Here is a 23,119-nt window from a genome sequence, read left to right on the forward strand (position 1 = left end):
CATCACACCAGCGGGCCGTGCGTCGTCTCCCACGGGACGGCCCGGACCCGTTGGGTCCGGGCCCGCTCGTTCATCCGCCGGACCAACCACCACAGCCCGAGTACGCCGGCCGCGCCCCCGATCAGCCACGGCCACAGGTGGGGGCCGATGAAGAACGGCGCGTCACCGGTACGCATCCGGCCGGACTCGATCGCCCGGTCGGACACGTCGAGGTAGTAGACCTCGGCCGGCAGGGTCATCACGCTGACCGGTTCGGCCGCACCCGACGCCAGGGCCAGCAGCCGCGGATGGAAGGCGTTGATGAAGACGAGCGCCGACCCGTCCGGCCGCCACCCGAGCAGGCTGCCGCCGTAGATCTCGCCGCCGATCGCAGGCAGGTCCGGCCCGTCCACCTCGTGGCCGTCGGCCGGGTCGAACCAGCGCGGCGCCCACGCCCGGGTGTTGGACGGCAGCAGGGCCAGCGCGCGGCCGTCCGGCGTCCAGGCGCCCTTGCCGGCCAGCATCGTGCCGCCCGGCGGCACGAACGAACTGAGGGTTCGTCCGGTCTCGTCGCGCACGATGATCCGGTGGTCCTGCTCGTAGGCCAGGCGCCGGCCGTCGGGTGACCAGGCCGCCGAGGACCACTCGTCCACCGGCCCGAGGTCGGTCTCCGCACCGGTGGCGACGTCGACGATCCGCATCCGGGTGCCCTCCACCACCAGCCGGCTGCCGTCCGGTGACCAGGCGACCGGTACGCCGGGCAGCTCCCGCTCCTTCCCGGTGCGCAGGTCGACGAGCCGTTCCGGGATGGCCACCACGGTTCCGTCCGGGGACAGCAGCACCTGGTCGTCGATCAGGCCGGTGTGCAGCGTGCGGTAGTCCTCGGCGGTGGCCCCGACGAACGCGAAGGTGTCCGCGTCGTCGAAGAACGGGCCGAACCGGCCGCCGTAGCCCGAGTAGACCACCGCGGCCGCGCCGAGCCCGGCGACACCGCGCGACCCGAAGGCCGGCAGACCGAGCCGGTCCGGCAACGCGACGGCGGCGCTGTCGGCGGGCGGCGTCGGCGGCGGGGACCACGGCACGAACGGCACGGCCAGGGTGAGTGCCGCGACCAGTAGCGCCCAGGCCACCACGGCGCGGCGCCGGCCCCGTCGCGCGGCCGCCACGCTCCCGGCGTACACGTCGTAGGTTTGGGCTTGGTCTGCGGTTTTGCGTAGTTCTTCGCGCAGGTGGGCACTCATCGCGGACTCCTCTCGCCGGCGATCAGGTCGGGGGCGATCTCGCGCAGGCGCCGGAGGGCGTCGTGCGCGTGCCGCTTGACCGTGCCGACCCGGACGCCCAGCACGTCGGCCGCCTGCGCCTCGGTCAGGTCGGAGTAGTACCGCAGCACGACGACCGCGCGTTGCTTGGCGCTGAGCCGGGACAGCGCCTGGGCCAGGCTCAGGCGCAGGGCGGTGGCCTCGGCCGGATCGGCGTGCGCGGTCTCGTGCGGCGCGGCGGACAGCTGCTCGGGCACCCGCTTCCGCCGCCACCAGCTGATGTGCTGGTGGTACATGGCGCGGCGGACGTACCCGTCGGGGTTGTCGTCGCGAATGCGCCGCCAATGCCGGAAGGTAGCCGCCAGGGCGCTCTGCAGCAGGTCCTCGGCGAGCTGATGGTCCCCGGTCAGCAGATAGGCATGGCGGGACAACGCCGGCGAACGCTCCCGGACGAACTCCCGGAAGCCGTCGACCTCGGCCATTCGCCACCCCCTTCTCCCCATACAACGCGGTCCCGGCGCCCGATGGTTGGGGTGGGGCGGACCCGGGTGCCCAAACGTGCACGATCATCGATGTTTCTTGAGTGGATCTCCGGCCGTAACTAGCATTTAACAAAGCGTGTTGAAACGTTTTAACGAGGAGACCACATGCTTCTCTCCGTCCCCAAACTCGCCCTCGCCGCCCTGCTGGCGGTCACCGTCGCCGCTCCCCCGAAGCAGACCCTGGTCACCACGCCGGTCAGCCTCGAACCGGCGCACTGGATCTGGTACCCGGAGGGTGATCCCACCCAGACCGCCCCCGCTGCCAGCCGCTACCTCCGTCGCACCTTCACCGCTCCGGCCGGGCCCTACACCGATGCCCAGCTGGTCGTGACCGGCGACGACACCGTGGACGTCTGGCTCAACGACACCTATCTGACCGGCTCGGCCCGCACCACCGACGCCTGGAAACACGCCCGGTACGTCGACCTGGCCGGTGCACTCCGGCCCGGCGCCAACACGCTGCGGATCGCCGTGCGCAACACCACCGCCGGACCGGCGGGCCTGCTCGGCCGGGTCCGGATCGCCTCCGCGGCCGGCACCGTCGACCTGGTCACCGACGGCGCCTGGCAGGCCGCGACCAGCACCACGGCGGCCTGGGTCACCGCGGCCGACCTCGGCGTCTATGGGCGCGGGCCGTGGAACCGGGAGGTGGCCGCGCCGGACAGCGGCGCCGGATCGCCGGTGACCCTGGCCGGCCTGACCACCGAGCGCCGCACCGACCCGATCGGCCTCGACACCCGCACGCCGCGCTTCGGCTGGCGGCTCGTCGCGACCACCGGCGGCCAGATCCAGGGCCGCTACCAGGTCACCGTCGGCACCGTGCCGAACGCGGCGGACGTCTGGGACAGCGGCCAGGTCGCCTCCGGGCAGAGCGTCGACGTGCCCTACGGCGGGCCGGCGCTGGCCGGCAACCGCACCTATCACTGGCGGGTCCGGGTCTGGGACGCGCAGGGCCGCCCGAGCCCGTGGAGCGCTCCGGCCCGGTTCGACACCGGCCTGTTCGACCCGGCCACCGAGTGGCAGGCCGCGTTCATCGGCGCGCCCGCCACCGCCAACCTGACCGGCGCCTCCTGGATCTGGTACCCGGAGGGTGACCCCGCCCCGGCCGCCACCCGCTACCTGCGGCGCACGGTCGACCTGCCGGTCACCACCGGCCCGACCACCCTGGTGGTGACCGGCGACGACACCGCCGACGTCTGGCTCAACGGCGTCCAGGTCAGCTCCTCGCGCCGGGTCACCGACTCGTGGAAGCGGGCCACCACGGTGGATGTGACCGGGCAGGTCCGGGCCGGCGCCAACACCATCGCGATCGCGGCCACGAACACCTCCGCGGGCCCGGCCGGCGTGATCGCCAAACTCGGGACCGTGGTCACCGACGGCTCGTGGAAGGCCTCGCCGACCGGGCCGGCCGGCTGGGAGCAACCGGGCTTCGACGACACGGCCTGGCCCGCCGCCCGGGTGATCGCCGGGCTCGGCGGCGGCGACTGGGGCAACCAGGTCGCGGTGCCGAACCCCACGCCGTACCTCAGCAAGGGTTTTACGGTCGGCAAGCCGGTGGCGCGGGCGCGGCTGTTCGCGACGGCGCTCGGCCTGCACGAGACCTACCTGAACGGGGCCCGGGTCAGCGACGAGCGGCTCGCCCCCGGCTGGACCGACTACACCAAGCGGCTGCAGTACCGGGTCTACGACGTGACCGCCCGGCTCGCGGCCGGCGGCAACACGATCGGCGCGCTGGTCGGCAACGGCTGGTACTCCGGGAGCATCGGCTTCGCCGGCAGCCAGCGGTACGGAACATCGCCCTGGTACTCGGCCCGGCTGGCCATCGAGTACACCGACGGGACCCGCGCCGACGTGCGGACCGACGCGTCCTGGACCGCCACCAGCAGCACGATCATCAGCGACGACCTGTACCACGGGGAGGATCAGGACGCCCGGATCCGCGGCGGCGACAGCGTGCCCGTCACCGTCCGCACCCAGGCCCAACCGACCCTGGTCGCCCAGGTCGACCCGGGTGTGACAGTGCAGCAGGAGATCCGGCCGACCACCATCACCCAGCCCCGGCCGGGGGTGTGGATCGCCGATCTGGGGCAGAACTTCGCCGGCTGGAACCGGCTGCGGGTGACCGGACCGGCCGGCACCAAGGTCACGCTGCGGCACGGCGAGATCCTCAACCCGGACGGCACGCTCTACACCACCAACCTGCGGGCGGCCCAGGCCACCGACACGTTCACGCTGGCCGGCACCGGCCAGCCCGAGGTGTTCGAGCCGCACTTCACCGTGCACGGCTACCGCTACGTCGAACTCATCGGGTATCCCGGAACCCCCACCGCCGACAACCTGACCGGGCTGGCCGCCTGGACCAGCGGCGCCGAGACCGGCACGCTCACCACCAGCGACCCGCTGGTCAACCAGCTCCAGCACAACATCGTCTGGGGCGCCCGGTCGAACATGCTGTCGATCCCGACCGACTGCCCGCAGCGCGACGAGCGGCTCGGCTGGACCGGGGACATCGCGGCGTTCGCGGCCACCTCCACCTTCAACTTCGACACCCACGGGCTGCTCGCCAAGTTCGCCGACGACCTGGTCGACGCGCAACGGGCCGACGGGGCGTTCACCGACGTGGCGCCGGCCGTGATCGATGGCGCCGGCAAGGCCGGCTGGGCCGACGCCGGGGTGGTCGTGCCGTACACCATCTGGCAGCGCTACGGCGACCTGTCGGTTGCGGACGAGCACTTCACGGCGATGGCGAAGTACGTCGACTACCTGCGGTCGACGGCGGGCGCCGACCTGATCCGCGACCACGAGACGTTCGGCGACTGGCTCAACGTCGACGACAACACCCCGAACGACCTGAGCAGTACGGCGTTCTTCGGCTGGTCGGCCCGGCTGCTGTCGCGGATGGCGGCGGCCACCGGACGGGCCGCCGAGGCCCAGGCGTACGGGACGCTGGCCGATCGGATCGGCGCCGCGTTCACCGCCCGGTTCGTCGCCGCCGACGGGACCGTGGGCAGCAACAGCCAGACCGGATACGTTCTCGCGCTGGCCTTCGGGCTGGTGCCGGACGACCGGGCGCAGGCGGTCGCGGACCGGCTCGCGGCCAAGGTGGACGCCCGCAACGGGCATCTGTCGGTCGGGTTCATGGGCGTGGAAAATCTGCTGCCGGTGCTGGCCGGCCACGGGCACCTGGCCACCGCGTACCGGATCCTGCAGCAGCCGGACTATCCCGGCTGGGGTTACATGAACGCGCGCGGGGCGACGACGATCTGGGAACGCTGGGACGGGATCCGGACCGACGGCTCCCTGCAGGACCCGGGCATGAACTCGTTCAACCACTACGGCCTGGGCTCGGTAGGTGACTGGCTCTATCGCACGGTCGGCGGGGTCGGCCCGGCCACGCCGGGCTACCGGCAGGTGCTCATCGCACCCCAACCCGGCGGCTCGCTCACGGCCGCGTCGGCCACGCTTTCCACGGCGTACGGCGTGACCCGCTCGGCCTGGACGAAGGCCGGCTCGACGCTCACCCTCGACGTGGTCGTGCCGCCGAACGCGACCGCGCTGGTGCGGTTGCCGGCGGCGGCCACCGGACTACCGGCCGAGGCGGTGCCGCAGGACGGATCGTCGTACCTGGTCCCGCCGGGGAACTACCGGTTCCTCATGGGCTGAGGATCACCGTCGGCGCGGGCCGGCCTGGCCCGCGCCGACCGGGGTTTGCGGTGACTGCGGTAGGTCAGCGACGAGGCGCGCCCCGCCGTCCGAGTCGGCCACGGACAGGCTTCCGCCGTGGCGGACGGCTATGTCGCGGGCGATGGCCAGGCCCAGGCCGGCCCCGCCGTGCCCACGGTCGCGGGCCTCGTCGAGGCGGGTGAACCGTTCGAAGACCCGTTCCCGGTCCGCCGCCGGGATGCCGGGGCCGTCGTCGTGGACCTCGATGCGCACCAGGTCCGGTTCGGGTTTCGTGACGGTCACGGTGACCCGGTCCCGGGCGTACCGTGCCGCGTTGTCCAGCAGGTTCTCCAGCAGCCGGGCCAGTTCCGGTTCGCGGCCGGTCACCAGCGCGGGCTCCGGCGCCACCACCGTGAACCTCTCGTCCGGCGGTGTTCGGTAGTGCCGCTCGCCGACCAACTCCTCGGCGATCGCGGCGAGGTCGACCGGTTTTCCGGTGGGCGGTGCCGTGCGTTCCAGGCGGGCGAGCAGGAGCAGGTCGTCGGTGAGGTGCTGCAGCCGGTCGGTGGTGGCCTTGACGGCGGTCAGGTCGGCGGCTTCGCCGTGTTCGAGGGCCACCTCGACGGTGTTCCGCAGGCCCGCGAGGGGGCTGCGCAACTCGTGCGCGGCGTCGGCGACGAACCGCCGCTGCCGCTCGGCTGCGTCGGCGAGCCGGTCGAGGGTCGCGTTCATGGTTTCCGCCAGTCGGGCGATCTCGTCGTCGGTGCGCGGCTGGGGCACCCGGCTGCTCATGTCCGCGGCGGTGATGCGCGCCAGCTCGGCCCGCATCCGTTCCACCGGGCGCAGCGCCCGGCCTGCGACCAGCCAGGCGCACACGGCGACGAACAGGGCGGCCGCCGGCACTCCGGGGATCAGCCACTGGTCGACGCGGGCCACCGCGTTCTGCGCCGGCAGTGGCGAGGCGAGCGCGTAGACGGTGGCCACCACGTGCCACTTCGTGTCCTGGACGTTCATCGCCACCAGGGTGACGGTCTGACCGTCGAGCTTGTGCCCGCGCTCGCCGTTCCGGGAGGGGCTCAGCAGCACGCTGACCCGCCCGGTCCAGCCGTCCTGCATGTCCGGTGGCTTACTGGGGAAGGCCAGTCCGCTTTCCCGGATGTAGTAGGCCATCCGCTCCTGGGCCAGCAGGACCTTGCCGTTGGTGTCGACGACCGCGAACGAATTCAGGAAGAACGGGAACCGGAACAGGTCGTCCACGACGCCGTCGGGCATCTTGCTGATGAGCTCGCTGACCTCTGCCTCGCTCATCGACGCCTCGGGGCGGGGCGTCCGGTCGACGAGCGCTCCGGACTCCGCCCCGGTTCGCGCCGCGGAGGTGTCGTAGGTCGCCGCGACACCGCGGACGACCTGCTGGGCGGTTTCGACGGACGCCGCCATGGCGTTGGTGTAGATGACGTGGCGCAGCCAGAGCGACCCGCCCCCGAAGCACAGTGCGGCCGCGAGCGCCGCGGCGGCCGCCGCCCGCACGCGTACCGAACCCAGTTTCGGCAACCGGAGGCTACGCACGGGCGCTCACCAGCCGGTAACCCTCGCCGCGGACCGTCTCGATGCTCTGCCGGCCGAACGGCACGTCGATGCTGCGGCGCAGCGCGCGGATGTAGACCTCGACGATGTTCAGGTCGCCGTCGTAGGCCTCGTCCCACACCTCGTCCAGAATATCGATCTTGCTCACCACCGCGTCCGACCGGCGCGCCAGGCAGGCCAGCACCGCGAACTGCTTGGCGGTCAGCGGAATCGGGGTGGTGCCGCGCGAACAGCGGCGCTGCGCCTGGTCCACGACCAGATCACCGACGGTCAGCACCACCGGCCTCGGCTCGCCACCACGGCGCAACAGGGCTCGCACCCGGGCCAGCAGGACCACGTGCGAGAACGGCTTCGTCAGGTAGTCGTCCGCCCCGGTGTCCAGGGCCTCGGCCTCGTCGTACTCGCCGTCCTTGGCGGTGAGAACCAGCACCGGGGTGCCCACCCGGGACTCCCGCAGCCGGGCGCACACCTGAAAACCGTTCAGCCGGGGCAGCATCAGGTCCAGGATCACCGCCTGGTAACCCTCGGTCAGGGCGTACTCGAGCCCGGTACTCCCGTCGTGCACCACGTCGACGGCGTAACCCTCGGCCACCAGGCCACGACGCAGGGACTCGGCCAGCTCTCGCTCATCTTCCACCACCAGTAACCGCACCGGGCCATCCTCGCAGCACCTCGGCTAACGAACCTGAAGCTCATTTCAGGTTGGTCAGGAAGGACAGCAGGGTCTCGGCGGCCAGGTCGGTGGTCTCGGCGTAGATCGGCTGCATCCGGCCGTCGAGGGCGGCCAGGGTCGAGCCCGGGATCAGCGTGGCCAGTTCGCGGCCCAGCTCGAAGCGGACCGCCCGGCTGCCCCGCCGGTGCAGCACCAGGGTCGGCACCCGGATCGTGGGCAGCAGCGCGGTGACGTCGGTGCGGTAGAACATCTCCAGCAGGGCGGCGGCCGTGTCGGCGGTCGCGGCGGCCCGCTGCATCCGGGCGAACCATGCGGTCTGCTCGGCCGGGGCGTCCGGGAACCAGATGTCGGCGAGCACCCGCGAGCCCAGGCCCCAGTGGGTCCGGACCAGGTCCAGCACCGATCGCTTGACCGCGTCCGAGGCCAGGTCGGCGCCGCGCGCGCAGCTGCCGTAGAGGATCAGCGACGACAGTGCGGCCGGGTTCCGGGCCGCGTATGTCGCCGCGACCTGGCCGCTCTCGCACGAGCCGAACAGCGCGAAGCGGCCCAGGCCCAGGTGCTCGGCCAGTGACTCCACCACCGCCAGCTCGGAAGCCGGGGTGGGCTCCGGGGCGGTGCGATCGGACAGGCCGCAGCCGACCTTGTCGTAGCGGATGACGGTGTGCTCGCGGGCCAGCGCCTCGACGAACCGGCGGTGTTGCGGGCTCTCCCCCAGCACGTCGAGGTGCGAGATCCAGCCGAGCATGCAGAGCAGCGGCGGCCCGCTGCCGGTCACCGTGTAGGCGACCCGGCCCACCGGGGTCGCGGCGAATCGCACCAGCTCGGACGGCTGCGGGTCGGCGGGCGCGGTCAGCGCGGTCTGGCAGAAGCGGTCCCGCTCGTCGCCGCGCAGGGCGAACGCGTCGGCCAGCAGGCGCACGGTCGCCGGGCGCGGGATGCCGGTCTCCCGGGCCTCGATCTTGCGGATCCCCCGGACACTCACCCCGGTGCGGTCGGCCAGGTCCTCCTGCGACCAGCCCAGCGTCTGCCGGTACCCCCGTACGACATCACCCAGCATCCGCCCAATCTCTCAGCCGGACCGACGCATGGATAGCTAATTATCGATGCAAGGTGCCGGTCGCGTTCCTCGTCCGTACCACCGCCGGCCGCAAGGGTTGAGGGACGAAACCAACGACGGGGAGCGAGCATGAAACACCGCACCAAGATCCTCGGCAGCCTGTTCGCCGGGGTGTTCACCGCCGCGGCCGCCCTGCTGGGGGCCGGGCCGGCGCAGGCGGCCGACCCGAACACCTGCTTCATCCGGACCGCCACCAACAACTACGTCACGGCCGTCGGCGGCGGTGGGCGGACCACCGACGTGATGCACACCAACGCCACCGTGGCGTCCACCTGGGAGCGGTTCACCCTGGTCAACACCGGCGACAACAGCCACTACGGCCTGCGCACCGCGTTCGGCTACTACGTGACCGCGGTCGCCAGCGGTGGTCTGAGCAGCGGCACCTACCCGGACGTCCTGCACACCGACGCGACGGTGCTGCGGGACTGGGAGAAGTTCACCTTCGTCAGCGACGGGGCCGGCCGGTTCGGTATCCGGGCGTTCGACGGGCACCTGCTGGGCGCGGTCGGGGGCGGCGGCCGGACCTATGCGGCCTTCGACTCGAACCGCACGACCCTGGGCACCACCGAGAAGTTCCTGTTTACCTGCAACGTCTGAGGAAACGCCACGCGGCGGGCAGCAGGCCCGCCGCGATGGCGACCTTGACCGCGTCGCCGAGCAGGAACGGCAGCACGCCGACCCGGATCGTGGTGGCCGCGCCGAGGTGCAGGGACACGGCGAGCCAGGTGGCGCCGAACAGGTAGACGATCGCGTTGCCGAGCACCATCGTCGGCACCACCCGCCACGGCGTCCGGTCGGCGCCGCGGCGGGCCAGCTCGCCCACGACCGCGCCGGCCGCGACCATGCCGAGCAGGTAACCGAAGGTCGCCCCGGGGAAGCCGGCCGCACCCCCGGCGAACCACGGGACCCCGGCCAGGCCGGCCACGACGTACGCCACGCAGGCGGCCGTGCCCCGCCACGGCCCGAGGCCGGCCGCGATGAGCAGGACCGCCAGGGTCTGCCCGGTCACCGGAACGGGACTGCCGGGGATGGGTACGGCGATCTGGGCCGACAGCCCGATCACCGCGGCCCCGCCGGTGACCAGGGCGACCGTGGCCCGGTGCCGGGTGAGCCGGGTCAGCAGCAGGTCACCGAGGACGAAGCGGGGAGCGTGCAGGGCAACACTGTTCATCAGGACTCCAGGTAGGCGAGCCAGCCGCCGTGGGCGGTGATGTCGGGGGCGTCGGCGAGGGCGGCCGGCTCGCACAGGAACCCGGTGACCGAGGTCCCGTCGGCGAGCCGCACCTGGCCGAGGGCCATCGGCGCGGGCAGCGCGGCCAGGAACGGCCCGAGCGCGGCGGGCGGCAGCTCCCACAGCTCGCCGGCGATGGCGGCGCCGCCGAGCGCGACCCGCAGCAGGCCGGGCTTGGGCGGCGCGGTGGGCAGGGCGAACATCCGGTACTCGGCGGCGGTCCGGACCGGCCCGGAGAGCCGGCCGCCGGCCGAGGTGAGCTGGTGGTTGAGCGGCTGGCCGGTCAGGTGCGCGCCCAGCACCAGCAGCGGCAGCCCGGCCGAGTAGGGCACGGCCGGTTCCGGGCCGACAAGCAGCGCGGCGATGTCGGCGGCCACCGCGTCGGCGAAGCCCCTGGTGATGACCTGGACGCCGATCCCGGCCGGCACCGCGACCGCGGCCAGCCCGAACAGGTTGCAGAAGTTGGTGTACGTGCCCACCCGCGCGTTCACGCCGATCGGGTCGGCGGTGACCTCGGCGATCGTCGGGTGGAAGGGCGCGGTCGGCAGCAGCAGCGCGTCGGCGTCGCCCCACTCGGCCATCGCCTCGTCGCGCAGCTTCTGCAGCCGTTCGGTGTCGGCGACGAGCACGTGCGCCGGGATGTCCCGGGCTTTCCCGATGATCGCGCCGACGGTCGGATCGACGTCGTCCGGAAGCGAGTCGATGAAGGCGCCGACCGCCGCGTACCGCTCGGCGACGAACCCGCCCTCGTACAGCAGCTTCGCCGCCGCCAGGAACGGCGCGAGCTTGATCGGTCGCAGCCGCGCCCCGGCGCTCTCCAGGGTTTTCGCCGCCCGCTCGAACGCGTCCAGCCACTCCTCGGACATGTGCAACAACTCGTCGCGGTCCGGGACCGCGATCACCGGCTGCGGCGGCGCCGCAAGCGGCGCATCGGCCGGGAAAGGCTCACTCATGATGGCGACGGCTTCGCGGCCTTCGGCGAGGGTACGGGCGAAAACCGTCACGCAGTCGAGGCTGCGGGCGGCCGGCACCACGCCGGACGTCGGCACCACGCCGTAGGTCGGCTTGATGCCGACGATCTGCTGGAACGCGGCCGGCACCCGCCCCGAGCCGGCCGTGTCGGTGCCGAGCGCCAGATCCACGATGCCGAGCGCGACCGCCACCGCCGAACCGGAGCTGGAACCGCCGGAGACCCGCGCCGGATCCCGGACGTCCCGCACCGCGCCGTACGGGCTGCGGGTGCCGACCAGCCCGGTGGCGAACTGGTCGAGGTTGGTCTTGCCGAGCACGATGGCACCGGCGTCGACGAGCCGCTGCACGGCCGCGGCGCTGACCACCGGCGTATAGGCGTAGGACGGGCAGCCGGCCGTGGTCGGCAGGCCGGCGACGTCGATGTTGTCCTTGACCGCCACCAGTTTCCCGGCCAACGGCAGGGTCTCGCCGGCCGCGAGCCGGCCCGCCACCGCCTCCGCCTCGGCGAACACGGCCTCGGCCGGGCGCAGGGTGATCCACGCTTCGGGGCGCTCGCCGAGGGCGAGCTGGGCGTAGGCGGCACGGACGCGGTCCTGCACTGTCATCAAAGGGTCCTTCCGGCGAGTACGACAAGCGGGTTCCCCGGCGCGACCTGCGTGCCGGGACTGACCAGGATGTCGGCGACCAGCCCGGCGCGCGGCGCGGTCACCACGGTCTCGAGCTTCATCGCTTCCAGGGCGAGCAGCGGCTGCCCGGCTTCGACCCGGTCGCCGGGCCGCACGTCGATCCGCCACACGCTGGACACGAACGGTGCCTCGACCAGCACCCCGCCCTCGGGGACGGTGACCTCGGCCGCGGCCGGCGGGGCGGGTGGCTCGGGCCGGGGGTCGAACTCGCCGGCGGCGGCCCAGTCGGCCCGTTCCTGGCCGAACGCGGCCGACTGCCGGGCCCGGAAGTCGGCGATGGAGGCGGCGTTCTCGGCCAGGAAGGCCTCGTGCTCGGCGAGCCGGAAGGTGCCCTCGTCGATCCGTGGCCGGTGCCGTCCGGCGGCCACGTCGGCCCGCAGGTCGAGCAGTTCCTCGGCGCCGACCGGGTACCACTGGATCCGGTCGAAGTGGTTGAGCAGCCAGGGCTGGGTTTTCCAGCGCGACCACACCTGCACGGTCCGCCCGACGAATTGGTAACCGCCCGGCCCTTCCATCCCGTAGATGCACAGGTAGGCGCCGCCGATGCCGACCGCGTTCTCCGGCGTCCAGGTGCGGGCCGGGTTGTACTTGGTGGTGACCAGGCGGTGCCGGGGGTCGAGCGGGGTGGCCACCGGCGCGCCGAGGTAGACGTCGCCGAGGCCGAGCACCAGGTAACTGGCGTCGTGCACGGTGCGGTAGACGTCCTCGACGCTGTCCAGGCCGTTGACCCGGCGGATGAACTCGATGTTCCACGGGCACCAGGGCGCGTCGTCGCGCACCCCGGCCATGTAGCGAGCGATCGCCTCGCGGGTGGCCGGGTCGTCCCAGCTCAGCGGCAGGTGCACGATCCGGCTGGGCACTTCCAGGTCGCGCGGCATCTCATTTTCCAGCTCGCGGACAAGACCCAGGATTTTCCGCACCGGAAGACGAGACGGGTCCACGTGCACCTGCAGCGACCGGATACCCGGGGTCAGGTCGACCACGCCGGCCAGGCCCTCCGCGCGCAGCCGGTCCATCAGGGCGTGCGCCCGCATCCGCAGGCCGAGGTCGAGGGTCATCGGGCCGTACTCGATGAGCAGGTTGTCGTCGCCGGACCGGCGGTAGGTGACGTCCTCGCCGCGGGCCAGGATGCCGTCGTCGACCGCGCTGATCAGCGGGGTGAAGTCGAGGTCGGAGACCGGTACGAAGCGCACCGTGTCGCCGGGACTGAGCTGCCCGAGTTTCCAGCGTTCGGCGGTGATGACGGTGGCCGGGCAGACGAAACCGCCGAGGCTGGGGCCGTCCGGTCCGAGCAGGATCGGCACGTCCCCGGTGAAGTCGATGGCGCCGACCGAGTAGGGGGTGTCGTGGATGTTGGACGGGTGCAGGCCGGCCTCGCCGCCGTCGGTGCGGGCCCAGCGGGGTTTCGGCCCGACCAGGCGGACGCCGGTGCGGGCGGAGTTGAAGTGCACCGTCCACTCGGCCGCATAGAACTCGTCGATGTCGGAGCGGAGGAAGAACTCGGGGGCGGCGTGCGGGCCCTCGGTGACCCGGATCTGCCAGTCCCGGCGGATCACCGGCCGCTGCTCGACCGGCACCGGCCCGCGGATCGCCGCGCTCTTGAATGTGCGCAAAACGTCGCCTACTCGCAGCGCCCGACCACCGTGCCCGCCGAACTGGCCGAGCGTGAACGTGGACGCGCTGCCCAGGTAGAGCGGCACGTCGAGGCCGCCGGCAAACAAAACGTAAGCCCGTAACCCGCCGTCGGTCGCCTTACCCACGTCCAGAACGGCCCCGGCGGGCACCGATACCGGCTCCCAGCGCGGCACCCGGACCCCGTCGACGGTGACCGGGACGGCCGCGCCGGTCACGCAGATCGTCGTCGGCGCGGTGAAGCGCAGCGCCGGCCCGTCCACCGTGCATTCCAGGCCGGGGGCGCCAACCGGGTTGCCGAGCGCCTCGTTGCCCAGCCGGAACGACAGGTCGTCCATCGGCCCGGACGGCGGCACGCCGACCTCCCACAGCCCGGTCCGGCCGGGCCAGTCCTGCACCGTGGTCATCGTGCCGGCCCGCTCGACGACGATCCGCGGTTCCTCGTCGTGCACGTCGGCGAGCGTGGCCGTCGAGTGAGTGGCGTCCAGAACACCGGGATGCGACGCGGCGGCTCGCAGCAGGCCCAGGTTGGTCTCGATGCCGTCGATCCGGGTCGCCGACAGGGCCTCACGTAACGCCTGGAAGGCAAGAGAACGCGTCGGCGCGGAGACGATCACCTTGGCGAGCATCGGGTCGTACGCCGTCGACACCTCGGTCCCGGCCGACACCCAGCCGTCCACCCGTACATCTGGGGGAAAGCTCGCCTGGGTGATCAAGCCGGCGCTTGGCCGGTGGTTTTGGGTTGGGTCTTCCGCGTAGACGCGGGCCTCGACCGCGGCCCCCGACGCCGATGGCACCGAGGCAAGCATGTCGGTGTCGCCCTGAGCCAGGCGCAGCATCCACTCGACCAGGTCGATCCCGTAGATCGCCTCAGTGACCGGGTGCTCGACCTGCAACCGGGCGTTGACCTCGAGAAATGACGCCCGTTCAGAAATAGCGTCGTAGACGAACTCGACCGTTCCCGCCGAGCGGTAGGAAACCGACGAACACAGCGCGGCGGCCGACGAGTGCAGCTGCTCACGAATCAAAGCGGGGAGACCGGGGGCGGGCGCCTCCTCGATCACCTTCTGGTTGCGGCGCTGGAGGCTGCAATCGCGGTCGCCGAGCACGACCACCCGCCCGGCGCCGTCCCCGAAGACCTGCACCTCGACGTGCCGGGCCTGCTGGATGTACCGCTCCAGGAACACTCCCCCGCTGCCGAAGCTGGCGACGGCCATCCGTTCCACCCGGTCGAAGGCGGCGGTCAGCGCGGCGGCGTCGAAGCAGGCCTGCAGGCCGATGCCGCCACCCCCGCCGGTCGCCTTGACCATCACCGGATAGCCGATCCGCTCGGCGGCGGCGAGGGCTTCGTCCAGCCCGGACAGCAGCCCGGTCCCCTCGATCATCGGCACTCCGGCGGCCGACGCCAACTCCCGCGCGGTGTGCTTGGCGCCGAACGCGGCCAGCTGAGCCGGGGTCGGCCCGGCGAAGATCAGCCCGGCCTCCTCGACCGCGGTGGCGAACCCGGCGTCCTCGGAGAGGAAGCCGTAACCCGGGTGCACGGCACCGGCGCCGGTGGACAGCGCCGCGTCGAGCACCCGGTCGACGAGCAGGTAGCTCTCCCGGGCCGGGGCCGGGCCGAGCCGGACCGCCACGTCCGCCATCGAGACGTGCGGGGCGGCCCGGTCGGCGTCGGAGTACACGGCCACCGTCTTGAGGCCCATCCGCGAGGCGGTGCGGATGATCCGGCCGGCGATCTCGCCGCGGTTGGCGACGAGCAGGGTGTCGAACATGAGAGCGGCCTTTCTTTACTGCGTCACGACCATGCGGACCGGCGTGGGATCGAAGCCGTTGCACGGGTTGTTGATCTGCGGGCAGTTCGAGACCAGGACGAGGACGTCCATCTCGGCCCGCAGCGACACGGTCAGGCCGGGCGCCGAGATTCCGTCGACGATGCCGAGGCTGCCGTCCGGGTCGACCGGCACGTTCATGTACCAGTTGATGTTGCTGACCAGGTCGCGTTTGCCCAGACCCCAGCGACTGCCCTCGATGAGGAAGTTCTCCACGCAGGCGTGCTGGTGCTTGGTGTGGTGGCCGTACCGCAGGGTGTTTGATTCCCGGCTGCACGCACCGCCGACCGTGTCGTGCCGGCCGACCTCGTCGGCGATGACGGTCATCAGCGGCCGGCCCTCGCTGGAACGCAGCACGCTGCCGGTGGTCAGGAAGATGTTGCCCTGCGCGGCGATGGTGTCCGGCGCCGAGTAGCGCTCGCTGGTGTCGTCGGCGTTGTAGAGCAGGCAGTCGACCGCCTGGTTGCCCTTCAGGTCCTCGATGGTCAGCACCTGCCCGCGCCGGATGACTGCCGACCAGGGCGCCCGCGCCTCCACGATCACGTCGAGCACACTCATGCGAGCCCCCGGGCGGTCAGGTAGTCGGCGGTGTTGAGGAAGGCCCGTTCGCCTTCCGGCGACCGCGACCAAAGGTCGTCGGTGGGCGCGGTCGGCGTTCCGGTCCATGCTTTTAGGCGTACGGCGGAGCAGGTGTACGCCGGCCGCGGATCGAGCGGGTGCGGCACGTTGGCGAGCAGTACCGTCACCGGCATCTCGGCCAGCAGCTCCACGGTCGCCCCCGGTCCGGCCGAGCCGAGCCAGGTGAACCCGCCGTCGTCGCCAACCCGGAGGCCCTGGAAGAACGAGATGCTCGGCGGCAGGTCCCGGCGGGTCAGCCCGTGCTTGGCGGCGGCCACCGTGAACAGCTCCCGCCCGGCCGGCGTCGGCCCCTGCGGGCTGCCGTCGCCGTATCGCTCGGTGTTGCTCAGCAGCGTCGACGTGCCGCAGAAGGTGTCCGACCGGTCCGCCGCCCCGGCGGTCACCGAGGCGAGCACCCGCCCCTGATCGGACAGCAGCAGGTGCCCCGCGCCGACGTAGGCCTGCCAGAGCACCTTCACGGTGTCGGCGACGTTGAGCCGCTCCCACGGTTCGTCGGCGTTGAACAGCAGCACCGAGACGCAGGCGTCGCCGTACACATCGGTCAGTTGCAGTGTGGAACCGCGAGCGAGCCGCTTGCTGGCGTAACCGCCGCCCGGGATGGTCTCGGCCCAGGTGAGCCCGTCACCGGCTGGAAGTGTTGGCATGCATTCGACGACGGTGCCGCCCTGGGCGCGGGCGTGCGCCCGCGCCCCGGCGGTGGTGGCGGTGCTCACGCGGTCTCTGCTTCCGCGACGGCCGGCGCCGGCAGCGTGATGTGCAGCGACATCGCCCGGGTGCGGTAGCGCAGGAACGCCAGGCCACCGGCGAGCAGCGCGCCGCCGACGAACAGCAGCGAGAAGTAGTGCAGGTACCAGTGCGCGCCGGCCGGGTCGTACACCTCGGGCCGGGGCCAGCCGAGGTTGAAGATCATGCCGATGCCGTAGACCACGGCCAGCACGTTGACGACGATCCCGAACTTCCCGAGCGAGAACAGCTTCCCGCCGCGCTCGGTGGCGGCCGCCTCCTCGTTGTCCGGCCAGCCCTTCAGCCGGCGGTACAGCAGCGGGACGGTGACCAGGGCGTAGGCGATGTAGAGCATCACGATGCAGACGCTGGTGATCGCGGTGAACAGGGCGGGCTGGCCGATGTTCACGAGCAGCACCCCGGCCGCGCCGACCCCGACCACGATGGCCGGCAGGACCGGGGCACCGGTGCGCGGCGACACCTTGCGGAGCGCGGCCGAGAACGGCAGCACGTCGTCGCGGGCCATCGAGAAGACCATCCGACTGCCGGCGGTCTGGATGGCCAGGGTGCAGACCGCGATGGCGATGGCCACGTCGATCAGCAGGATCCGGCCGCCGGTCTCGCCGAGCCGGCTGGTCAGCACGTAGGGCAGGCCCTCGGTGGCCAGCCGGCCGTCGGTCAGGCTGGGCGCGGCCATCAGGGCGGCGATCAGCATCAGGCCGCCGCCGATCCCGGCCGCGGCGAGCGCCCGCAGGATCGTGCGCGGGGCGGTGTGCCGGGGATCGCGGGTCTCCTCGCTGAGCTCGCCGGCCGAGTCGAAACCGACCACCACGTACGCCGCCATCAGCGCCGAGACCAGGAACGGGCCGACGTAGCCGAGCCCGGTGCCGGTGCCGCCGGTGTCGAAGACGACGCCCGGCCCGCGCTCGGCGTGAGTGAGCAGCAGGACGACCACGGCGGCCACGCCGATGATCTCCAGGGTGACGCCGATGCTGTTGACGATCGACATCAGCCGGACGCCGATCACGTTGATCACGGTGGTGATCGCGATCAGCACCGAGCCGAGGATGACCGCGTTGGTGGCGCCGGTGGTCGAGGTGAGCGCCGGGTCGCCGCCGACGAGCTGGAAGCCGGACCAGATCGACGGGAGCACCACCTGCAGCGCGATCGCGGCCGCGGCGACCGTGGCGATCTGCGCGATGATCATGACCCAGCCCGCGAACCAGCCGACCGTGGCGTTGGCGAGCCGCCGCGACCACTGGTAGATGCAGCCGGAGATCGGGTAGCGGGCGGCCAGCTGGGCGAAGTTGAGGGCGACCATGAACTGGCCGGCGAAGACCAGCGGCCAGGTCCAGAAGAAGGCCGGGCCGCCGAACGAGAAGCCGAAGGCGAACAGCTGAAAGACCGTGGTGAGGATGGAGACGAAGGAGAAACCGGCGGCGAACGACGCGTAGCTGCCGATGCTGCGATGCAGCTGCGGCTCGTATCCGAACCCGCGCAGATCGGCGGAGTCGGCATCACTCTTCAAAGGCACTGGCGGAGCAGAGGTTGGGGACACGACCGCCTCCTCAGGGTCAATATCTGTCAGTTGACAGATTTCCGGTGACGAGGGCGGCAGCGGTTTCCCGGCCGTAAAGCTTGGGTTGCCGGATGTATCGGCGGCGTTACGCCGCGCGGGCCGTGGCACCATTCAGGTCGTGAGTTCCCCGACCTCCGCCGCCCCGGTCGGCCGGCCCCGCTCCGGCGCCCGGCGGCTGCCGTCGGCCACCGCCCGCGAGGAGATCCTGGACGCCGCGGCCGAGCTGTTCGCCTCGCGCGGGTACGCCGCGACCTCGACCCGGCTGATCGCCGAACGGGTCGGCATCCGGCAGGCGTCGCTGTACTACCACTTCGACAACAAGGAACAGATCCTCGCCGAGCTGCTCGAGGCGACCGTGCGGCCGTCGCTGACCTTCGCCGACTCACTGGCCGGCCTGGCCCCGGCGGCCGCGCTGCACACCCTGATCCGGTACGACGTCGGCGTCCTGCTCGGCGCCCCCTGGAACATCGGCATCCTGTACGCGTTGCCGGAGACCGCGTCCGAGCCGTTCGCCCAGTTCCGGCACGAGCGCGAGGCACTGCGCGCGGTCTACCGGTCGCTGACCGCCGCGGCCGGCGGCTCCGAGATCACCGGCGAGCTCGTCTTCGGCCTGGTGGAGAGCGTCATCGGCATGCGCCGCGACCTCGCCACTCTCCCGCCCGCCGACACCCTGCAGGACGCGGTCGCCAGCGCTGCCCTGCGCCTTCTGGGCTGAGCCGACACCGACCGGAAACACGACGGCCCTTTCCCCGTGATCAAAGCCGTGTCAGGATTGGATCCAATCTTGGCTGGATCGGATGCCGACGATGGGGAGGCCGCGTGCTCAAGCGCGAGGAGGACGAACGGGTCACCCGCAGCGGGCCCGGCACGCCGCTCGGCAAGCTGATGCGCGCGTACTGGCAGCCGGCCGCGCTGGTCTCCGAGCTGGCCCCGGACCGGCAGGTCAAGCCGGTCCGCCTGCTCGGCGAGGACCTGGTGCTGTTCCGCCAGCCGGACGGCGGCTGGGCCCTGGTCGGGCGGTTCTGCGCGCACCGCGGGGTCGACCTGGCCTTCGCCCGGCACGAGGACGGCGGACTGCGCTGCCTCTACCACGGCTGGCTCTACGGGCCGGACGGCCGCTGCACCGAACAACCGGCCGAGCCGGCGCACAGCCGCTTCGCCGAGAAGGTGCGCATCCCCAGTTACCCCTGCGTGGAACGCAACGGCATCGTGTTCGCCTACCTCGGCGAGGGCGACCCGCCCCCGCTGCCCGGCTACGACGCGCTCGAGGCCCCCGACGAGTACACCTTCGCCTTCAAGGGCCTCTGGGAGTGCAACTGGCTGCAGGGCCTGGAGGGCGGCATCGACCCGAGCCACGTGTCCTTCCTGCACCGGTTCATCGACGAAGATCCCCGCGAGGTGTACGGCCAGCAGTTCAGCGAGATCGTCGAGGGCACCGGGCAGAAGCTGTCCAAGCTGGTCGGCGACGCGTTCCGGCCGGACATCGAGGTCGAGGACACCGAGTACGGCCTGCGGGTGTACGCGCTGCGGCAGCTCACCGAGGAGATCCGGCACGTGCGGATCACCAACCTGGTGTTCCCCAACGCGTTCGTGGTGCCGTTCGGCAACGACAAGGTCTTCATCCAGTGGCACGTGCCGGTCGACGACGAGAACCACTACTGGTACATGATCTTCTACGACTTCGCCGAGCAGACCGACAAGGAGACGCTGCTGGCGCAGCGCCTGTCCGAGGTCAGCCTGCCGGATTACCGGCCGCTGCGGAATCGGGCCAACAACTGGGGGTACGACCCGGCCGAGCAGCGCGATCTGACGTACACCGGGATGGGTCTGGACATCAACGTCCACGACCAGTGGGCGGTCGAGAGCATGGGCCGCATCCAGGACCGCACCACCGAACGGCTGGGCGTCTCGGACCGGGCGGTGACCGCCAACCGGCGCAAGCTGCTGCGCGCGATCGACGCGCACGCGGCCGGTGGCCCGCTGCCGGCGCACGGCGCCGGGCTGACCGGCCCGCTCGCGGTGGACACCATCGCGCCGACCGCCGACTGGGAGGCGACCTGGCGTCGTCGCGAGTCCGAGCGCCGGTCGAAGTCGCCGTGGGCATCCCGTGCCTAGCGTCGACGAACGCCCGGTGGCCGAGGGCGGCGGCGGCTGGGACGCCCGGCCGATGCTGGCCGCCGAGCGTGGCGGTTTCATCGACCGGCACGACCTGTGGACCCAGGCCCAATATGCCGCCGCGGCCCAGGCTCGCCGGGTGATCGACGAGCTCGGCCTGGAGCTGGTCCGGTTCTCCTTCGCCGACCAGCACGGTGTGCTGCACGGCAAGACGCTGACCCGGGCCGCGGTGCCGGCCGCGTTCCGTTCCGGGGTGACCGCGCCCAGCTCGCTGCTGCTCAAGGACTCCTCCGGCCGGTCGGCCCTGCCGGTCTTCACCGCCGACGCGGCCAAGGGGTTCGCCGGTGCCGGGGACGTGGTGCTGGTGCCCGACCCGACCACGTTCCGGGTGCTGCCGTGGGCTTCCAAGACCGGCTGGGTGCTGTGCGACCTGCGGTTCCCGGACGGGTCGGCGGTGCCGTACTGCACCCGGAGCCTGCTGCGCGGGCAGCTCGACCGGCTCGCCGACGCCGGCTACGACCTGACCGTCGGCGTCGAGCTGGAGTTCCACGTCTTCCGGGGCGAGGAGGCCGCGGTCAGCCGCGGCAGCCAGCTGCTGCACGAGGAGGGTCTGGACCGGGTCGATGATCTGGTCCAGCTGCTGCAGCGTGGCCTGCAGCGACTCGACCTGCCGCTGCGCTCGATCGAGCTGGAGTTCGGCCCGAGTCAACTGGAGATCACCCTGTCGGCGACCGGGGCCGCAGCCGCCGCCGATCACGTGACGCTCACCCGGTCGGCGATCCGGCAGCTGTGTCAACGGGCCGGTTACCACGCCACGTTCATGTCCCGCCCGGCCGGCACGGCGACCGCGTCCACCGGCTGGCACCTGCACCAGTCTTTGCTGGAGAGGGAGACCGGGCGGGCGGCCTTCGACCCGGGGCCGGACGAAGAGCTGATGTCCAGCACGGCCCGGCACTGGCTGGGCGGGCTGCTCGCGCACGCGCCGGCGGCGGCCGCGTTCACCACCCCGACGGTCAACGGCTACAAGCGGTACCTGCCGTTCTCGCTCGCGCCGGACCGGGTGCTGTGGGGCGCCGACAACAAGGGCGCGATGGTCCGGGTGGTCGGCGGTGGCTCGGACACCGGCGCGCGGCTGGAGAACCGGTCCGGCGAGCCGGCCGCCAACCCGTACCTCTATATCGCCTCGCAAATCGTGAGCGGCCTGGACGGACTCGCCCGCGGCACCGATCCGGGGCCGCCGACCGAGAACCCGTACGCGGCCGAGGCGACCCTGCTCCCCCGCTCCCTGGGCGAGGCGGTCACCGCTTTGGCGCAGGATCCGGCATTCGCCGACGCGCTCGGCCCCGACGTCGTCGACTGGTACAGCCGGATCAAACGCGACGAGTTCGCCCGCTACCTGGCGCACGTCTCCGATTGGGAGCAGCGCGAATACTTCGACCTGTTCTGAGAGGACACCATGTTCATCGACGGTGAATGGCTCGATGCGGGTGACCGCGAGACGATCCCGGTGCTCGACCCGGCCAGCGGCGAGCTGATCACGTCGGTCGCCCAGGCGACCGGCAAGGACGTGGACGCCGCCGTACGGGCCGCCGGGCGAGCACACGCCGACCGCCGCTGGTCCGGGTTGCCGCCGATCGAGCGCACCCGGGTGCTGAGCCGGATCGCCGACCTGATCGAGGAGAACCTCGAGGAGCTGGCGGTCCTGGAGACCCGGGACAACGGCAAGCCGATCGAGCGGTCCCGGGCCGACACCGCGTTCTCGGCCAAGGACTTCCGGCACTTCGCGGGCGCCCCGGGCCGGCTCACCGGCACGGTCGTCCCGATCGACGGCGGCGCCCACCACGTCTACACCGTCCTGGAACCGGTCGGGGTGGTGGCGCTGATCCTGCCGTGGAACTTCCCGATCATGACGGCCGCCCACAAGCTCGCCCCGGCCCTGGCCGCCGGGTGCACCGTGGTGGTCAAGCCGGCCGAGCAGACCCCGCTGACCATGCTGCGGCTGGCCGCGCTCTGCGCCGAGGCCGGCCTGCCGGACGGCGTGCTCAACGTGCTCACCGGCGACGGGCGGACCGGCGCGGCGCTTGTCGCGCACCCCGGCGTGGCCAAGGTGTCGTTCACCGGCTCGACCGAGGTGGGCCGCCGGGTGATGGCGTCCGCAGCGGTCACCACCAAGCGGGTCACCCTGGAACTCGGCGGCAAGAGCCCGAACATCGTGTTCGCCGACGCCGATCTGGACGCGGCCACCGCGACCGCGATGCGGGCGTCGTTCGGGCACTCCGGGCAGATGTGCACGGCCGGCAGCCGGATCCTGGTGCAGCGGTCGATCCTGGACGAGATGGTCGAGCGGCTGACCGCGGCGACCCGGAAGGTGCCGGTCGGCAACGGGCTGGACGGTGGCATCTCGGTCGGGCCGCTGGTCTCCGAGGAGCAGCGGCAGATCGTCCTGGCGTACATCCAGAAGGGTGTCGCCGAAGGCGCCGAGCTGCGGGCCGGGGGCACCGTGCCGGACCGGCCGGGGTATTTCGTCGAGCCGACGCTGTTCACCGGGGTCACCAACGACATGGTGATCGCCCAGGAGGAGATCTTCGGGCCGGTGGCCGGGGTGATCGCCTTCGAGGACGAGGCGGAGGCGATCGCGATCGCCAACGACACCGGGTACGGCCTGGCCGCCGGGGTGTGGACCCGCGATCTGTCCCGCGCGCACCGGATGGCCGCCGCGCTGCGGGCCGGCACGGTGTGGGTGAACACCTACAACATCTTCGACCCGGCACTCTCGTTCGGCGGCGTCGGCGACTCCGGGCTCGGCCGCGACCTCGGCGACGAGGCGCTGCACTCGTTCTGCGAGTCCAAGGGCGTCGTGATCGCGCTGTGAGCGTTAGCCAGATGGGATCCAATT

The 23,119-nt window shown here is 72.1% G+C and carries 17 protein-coding genes; 6 read left to right on the forward strand and 11 right to left on the reverse strand.

Features of this window, described 5'->3' with window-relative positions; all coding sequences use genetic code 11:
* Positions 1-2 precede the first annotated feature (2 nt).
* Together Ate02nite_RS28120 and Ate02nite_RS28125 are read right to left on the reverse strand one after the other, a co-directional pair.
* A complete protein-coding gene (locus Ate02nite_RS28120; protein WP_203810837.1) occupies positions 3-1,220 on the reverse strand; it encodes a WD40 repeat domain-containing protein in 1,218 nt (405 codons plus the stop codon).
* A complete protein-coding gene (locus Ate02nite_RS28125; protein WP_203810838.1) occupies positions 1,217-1,720 on the reverse strand; it encodes a SigE family RNA polymerase sigma factor in 504 nt (167 codons plus the stop codon). The genes Ate02nite_RS28120 and Ate02nite_RS28125 overlap by 4 nt, the downstream gene beginning before the upstream one ends.
* Positions 1,721-1,885: 165 nt before the next feature.
* Between Ate02nite_RS28125 and Ate02nite_RS28130 the strand changes: the two genes are divergently transcribed.
* Positions 1,886-5,443: an alpha-L-rhamnosidase gene (locus Ate02nite_RS28130; protein ID WP_203810839.1), complete on the forward strand. Its 3,558-nt coding sequence runs from the start codon at positions 1,886-1,888 to the stop codon at positions 5,441-5,443.
* Positions 5,444-5,446: 3 nt separating this feature from the next.
* Here the strand turns inward: Ate02nite_RS28130 and Ate02nite_RS28135 are convergent, their stop codons facing one another.
* From Ate02nite_RS28135 to Ate02nite_RS28145, 3 genes are read right to left on the reverse strand one after another with little or no spacing between them, the layout of a single operon-like run.
* Positions 5,447-7,009, reverse strand: a complete 1,563-nt coding sequence (locus Ate02nite_RS28135; protein WP_239147757.1) for a sensor histidine kinase — start codon at positions 7,007-7,009, stop codon at positions 5,447-5,449.
* Entirely contained in the window at positions 7,002-7,679 is a 678-nt protein-coding gene (locus Ate02nite_RS28140; protein ID WP_203810840.1) for a response regulator transcription factor, read from the reverse strand. Before Ate02nite_RS28140 ends, Ate02nite_RS28135 begins: the two co-directional genes overlap by 8 nt.
* Positions 7,680-7,719: 40 nt before the next feature.
* Positions 7,720-8,757, reverse strand: a complete 1,038-nt coding sequence (locus Ate02nite_RS28145; protein WP_203810841.1) for an alpha/beta fold hydrolase — start codon at positions 8,755-8,757, stop codon at positions 7,720-7,722.
* Between the two features lie 129 nt (positions 8,758-8,886).
* Between Ate02nite_RS28145 and Ate02nite_RS28150 the strand changes: the two genes are divergently transcribed.
* A complete protein-coding gene (locus Ate02nite_RS28150; RefSeq protein WP_203810842.1) occupies positions 8,887-9,414 on the forward strand; it encodes a fascin domain-containing protein in 528 nt (175 codons plus the stop codon).
* Here the strand turns inward: Ate02nite_RS28150 and Ate02nite_RS28155 are convergent.
* Genes Ate02nite_RS28155 through Ate02nite_RS28180 form a run of 6 tightly spaced genes read right to left on the reverse strand, consistent with a single transcriptional unit; the run spans position 9,398 to position 18,063 of the window.
* A complete protein-coding gene (locus Ate02nite_RS28155) occupies positions 9,398-9,988 on the reverse strand; it encodes a biotin transporter BioY (RefSeq protein ID WP_239147758.1) in 591 nt (196 codons plus the stop codon). The two genes, Ate02nite_RS28150 and Ate02nite_RS28155, sit on opposite strands and share 17 nt — an antisense overlap.
* Positions 9,988-11,625, reverse strand: a complete 1,638-nt coding sequence (gene atzF, locus Ate02nite_RS28160) for an allophanate hydrolase (protein WP_203810843.1) — start codon at positions 11,623-11,625, stop codon at positions 9,988-9,990. The genes Ate02nite_RS28155 and atzF overlap by 1 nt, the downstream gene beginning before the upstream one ends.
* Complete coding sequence (locus Ate02nite_RS28165; protein ID WP_203810844.1) at positions 11,625-15,110, reverse strand: 5-oxoprolinase/urea amidolyase family protein; 3,486 nt, start codon at positions 15,108-15,110, stop codon at positions 11,625-11,627. The genes atzF and Ate02nite_RS28165 overlap by 1 nt, the downstream gene beginning before the upstream one ends.
* A 15-nt stretch (positions 15,111-15,125) precedes the next feature.
* Positions 15,126-15,725 (reverse strand): urea amidolyase associated protein UAAP2, encoded by a 600-nt coding sequence (locus Ate02nite_RS28170; protein ID WP_203810845.1) that lies wholly within the window; start codon positions 15,723-15,725, stop codon positions 15,126-15,128.
* Positions 15,722-16,519 carry an urea amidolyase associated protein UAAP1 gene (locus Ate02nite_RS28175; protein ID WP_203810846.1) on the reverse strand — a complete coding sequence of 266 codons (798 nt, stop codon included), beginning with the start codon at positions 16,517-16,519 and terminating at the stop codon, positions 15,722-15,724. Before Ate02nite_RS28175 ends, Ate02nite_RS28170 begins: the two co-directional genes overlap by 4 nt.
* Positions 16,516-18,063, reverse strand: coding sequence for an amino acid permease (locus Ate02nite_RS28180; protein ID WP_239147759.1), 1,548 nt, complete (start codon positions 18,061-18,063; stop codon positions 16,516-16,518). The genes Ate02nite_RS28175 and Ate02nite_RS28180 overlap by 4 nt, the downstream gene beginning before the upstream one ends.
* A gap of 163 nt (positions 18,064-18,226) precedes the next feature.
* Between Ate02nite_RS28180 and Ate02nite_RS28185 the strand changes: the two genes are divergently transcribed.
* The 4 genes from Ate02nite_RS28185 (at position 18,227) to Ate02nite_RS28200 (ending at position 23,095) form a co-directional block, all read left to right on the forward strand.
* Complete coding sequence (locus Ate02nite_RS28185) at positions 18,227-18,823, forward strand: TetR/AcrR family transcriptional regulator (RefSeq protein ID WP_203810848.1); 597 nt, start codon at positions 18,227-18,229, stop codon at positions 18,821-18,823.
* A gap of 104 nt (positions 18,824-18,927) precedes the next feature.
* Complete coding sequence (locus Ate02nite_RS28190; protein WP_203810849.1) at positions 18,928-20,223, forward strand: Rieske 2Fe-2S domain-containing protein; 1,296 nt, start codon at positions 18,928-18,930, stop codon at positions 20,221-20,223.
* Positions 20,216-21,670, forward strand: a complete 1,455-nt coding sequence (locus Ate02nite_RS28195; RefSeq protein ID WP_203810850.1) for a glutamine synthetase family protein — start codon at positions 20,216-20,218, stop codon at positions 21,668-21,670. The genes Ate02nite_RS28190 and Ate02nite_RS28195 overlap by 8 nt, the downstream gene beginning before the upstream one ends.
* Positions 21,671-21,679: 9 nt before the next feature.
* A complete protein-coding gene (locus tag Ate02nite_RS28200) occupies positions 21,680-23,095 on the forward strand; it encodes an aldehyde dehydrogenase family protein (RefSeq protein ID WP_203810851.1) in 1,416 nt (471 codons plus the stop codon).
* Positions 23,096-23,119 lie beyond the last annotated feature (24 nt).

The organism is Paractinoplanes tereljensis (assembly GCF_016862435.1).
GTDB classification, from domain to species: Bacteria; Actinomycetota; Actinomycetes; order Mycobacteriales; family Micromonosporaceae; genus Actinoplanes; species Actinoplanes tereljensis.

Excerpts from the sequence above, each read along its gene's own strand:
- atzF (WP_203810843.1), bottom strand. The coding sequence starts at position 11,625 with ATGACAGTGCAGGACCGCGTCCGTGCCGCCTACGCCCAGCTCGCCCTC.
- Ate02nite_RS28120 (WP_203810837.1), bottom strand. The coding sequence starts at position 1,220 with ATGAGTGCCCACCTGCGCGAAGAACTACGCAAAACCGCAGACCAAGCC.
- Ate02nite_RS28125 (WP_203810838.1), bottom strand. The coding sequence starts at position 1,720 with ATGGCCGAGGTCGACGGCTTCCGGGAGTTCGTCCGGGAGCGTTCGCCG.
- Ate02nite_RS28165 (WP_203810844.1), bottom strand. The coding sequence starts at position 15,110 with ATGTTCGACACCCTGCTCGTCGCCAACCGCGGCGAGATCGCCGGCCGG.
- Ate02nite_RS28155 (WP_239147758.1), bottom strand. The coding sequence starts at position 9,988 with ATGAACAGTGTTGCCCTGCACGCTCCCCGCTTCGTCCTCGGTGACCTG.
- Ate02nite_RS28170 (WP_203810845.1), bottom strand. The coding sequence starts at position 15,725 with ATGAGTGTGCTCGACGTGATCGTGGAGGCGCGGGCGCCCTGGTCGGCA.
- Ate02nite_RS28145 (WP_203810841.1), bottom strand. The coding sequence starts at position 8,757 with ATGCTGGGTGATGTCGTACGGGGGTACCGGCAGACGCTGGGCTGGTCG.
- Ate02nite_RS28200 (WP_203810851.1), top strand. The coding sequence starts at position 21,680 with ATGTTCATCGACGGTGAATGGCTCGATGCGGGTGACCGCGAGACGATC.
- Ate02nite_RS28150 (WP_203810842.1), top strand. The coding sequence starts at position 8,887 with ATGAAACACCGCACCAAGATCCTCGGCAGCCTGTTCGCCGGGGTGTTC.
- Ate02nite_RS28130 (WP_203810839.1), top strand. The coding sequence starts at position 1,886 with ATGCTTCTCTCCGTCCCCAAACTCGCCCTCGCCGCCCTGCTGGCGGTC.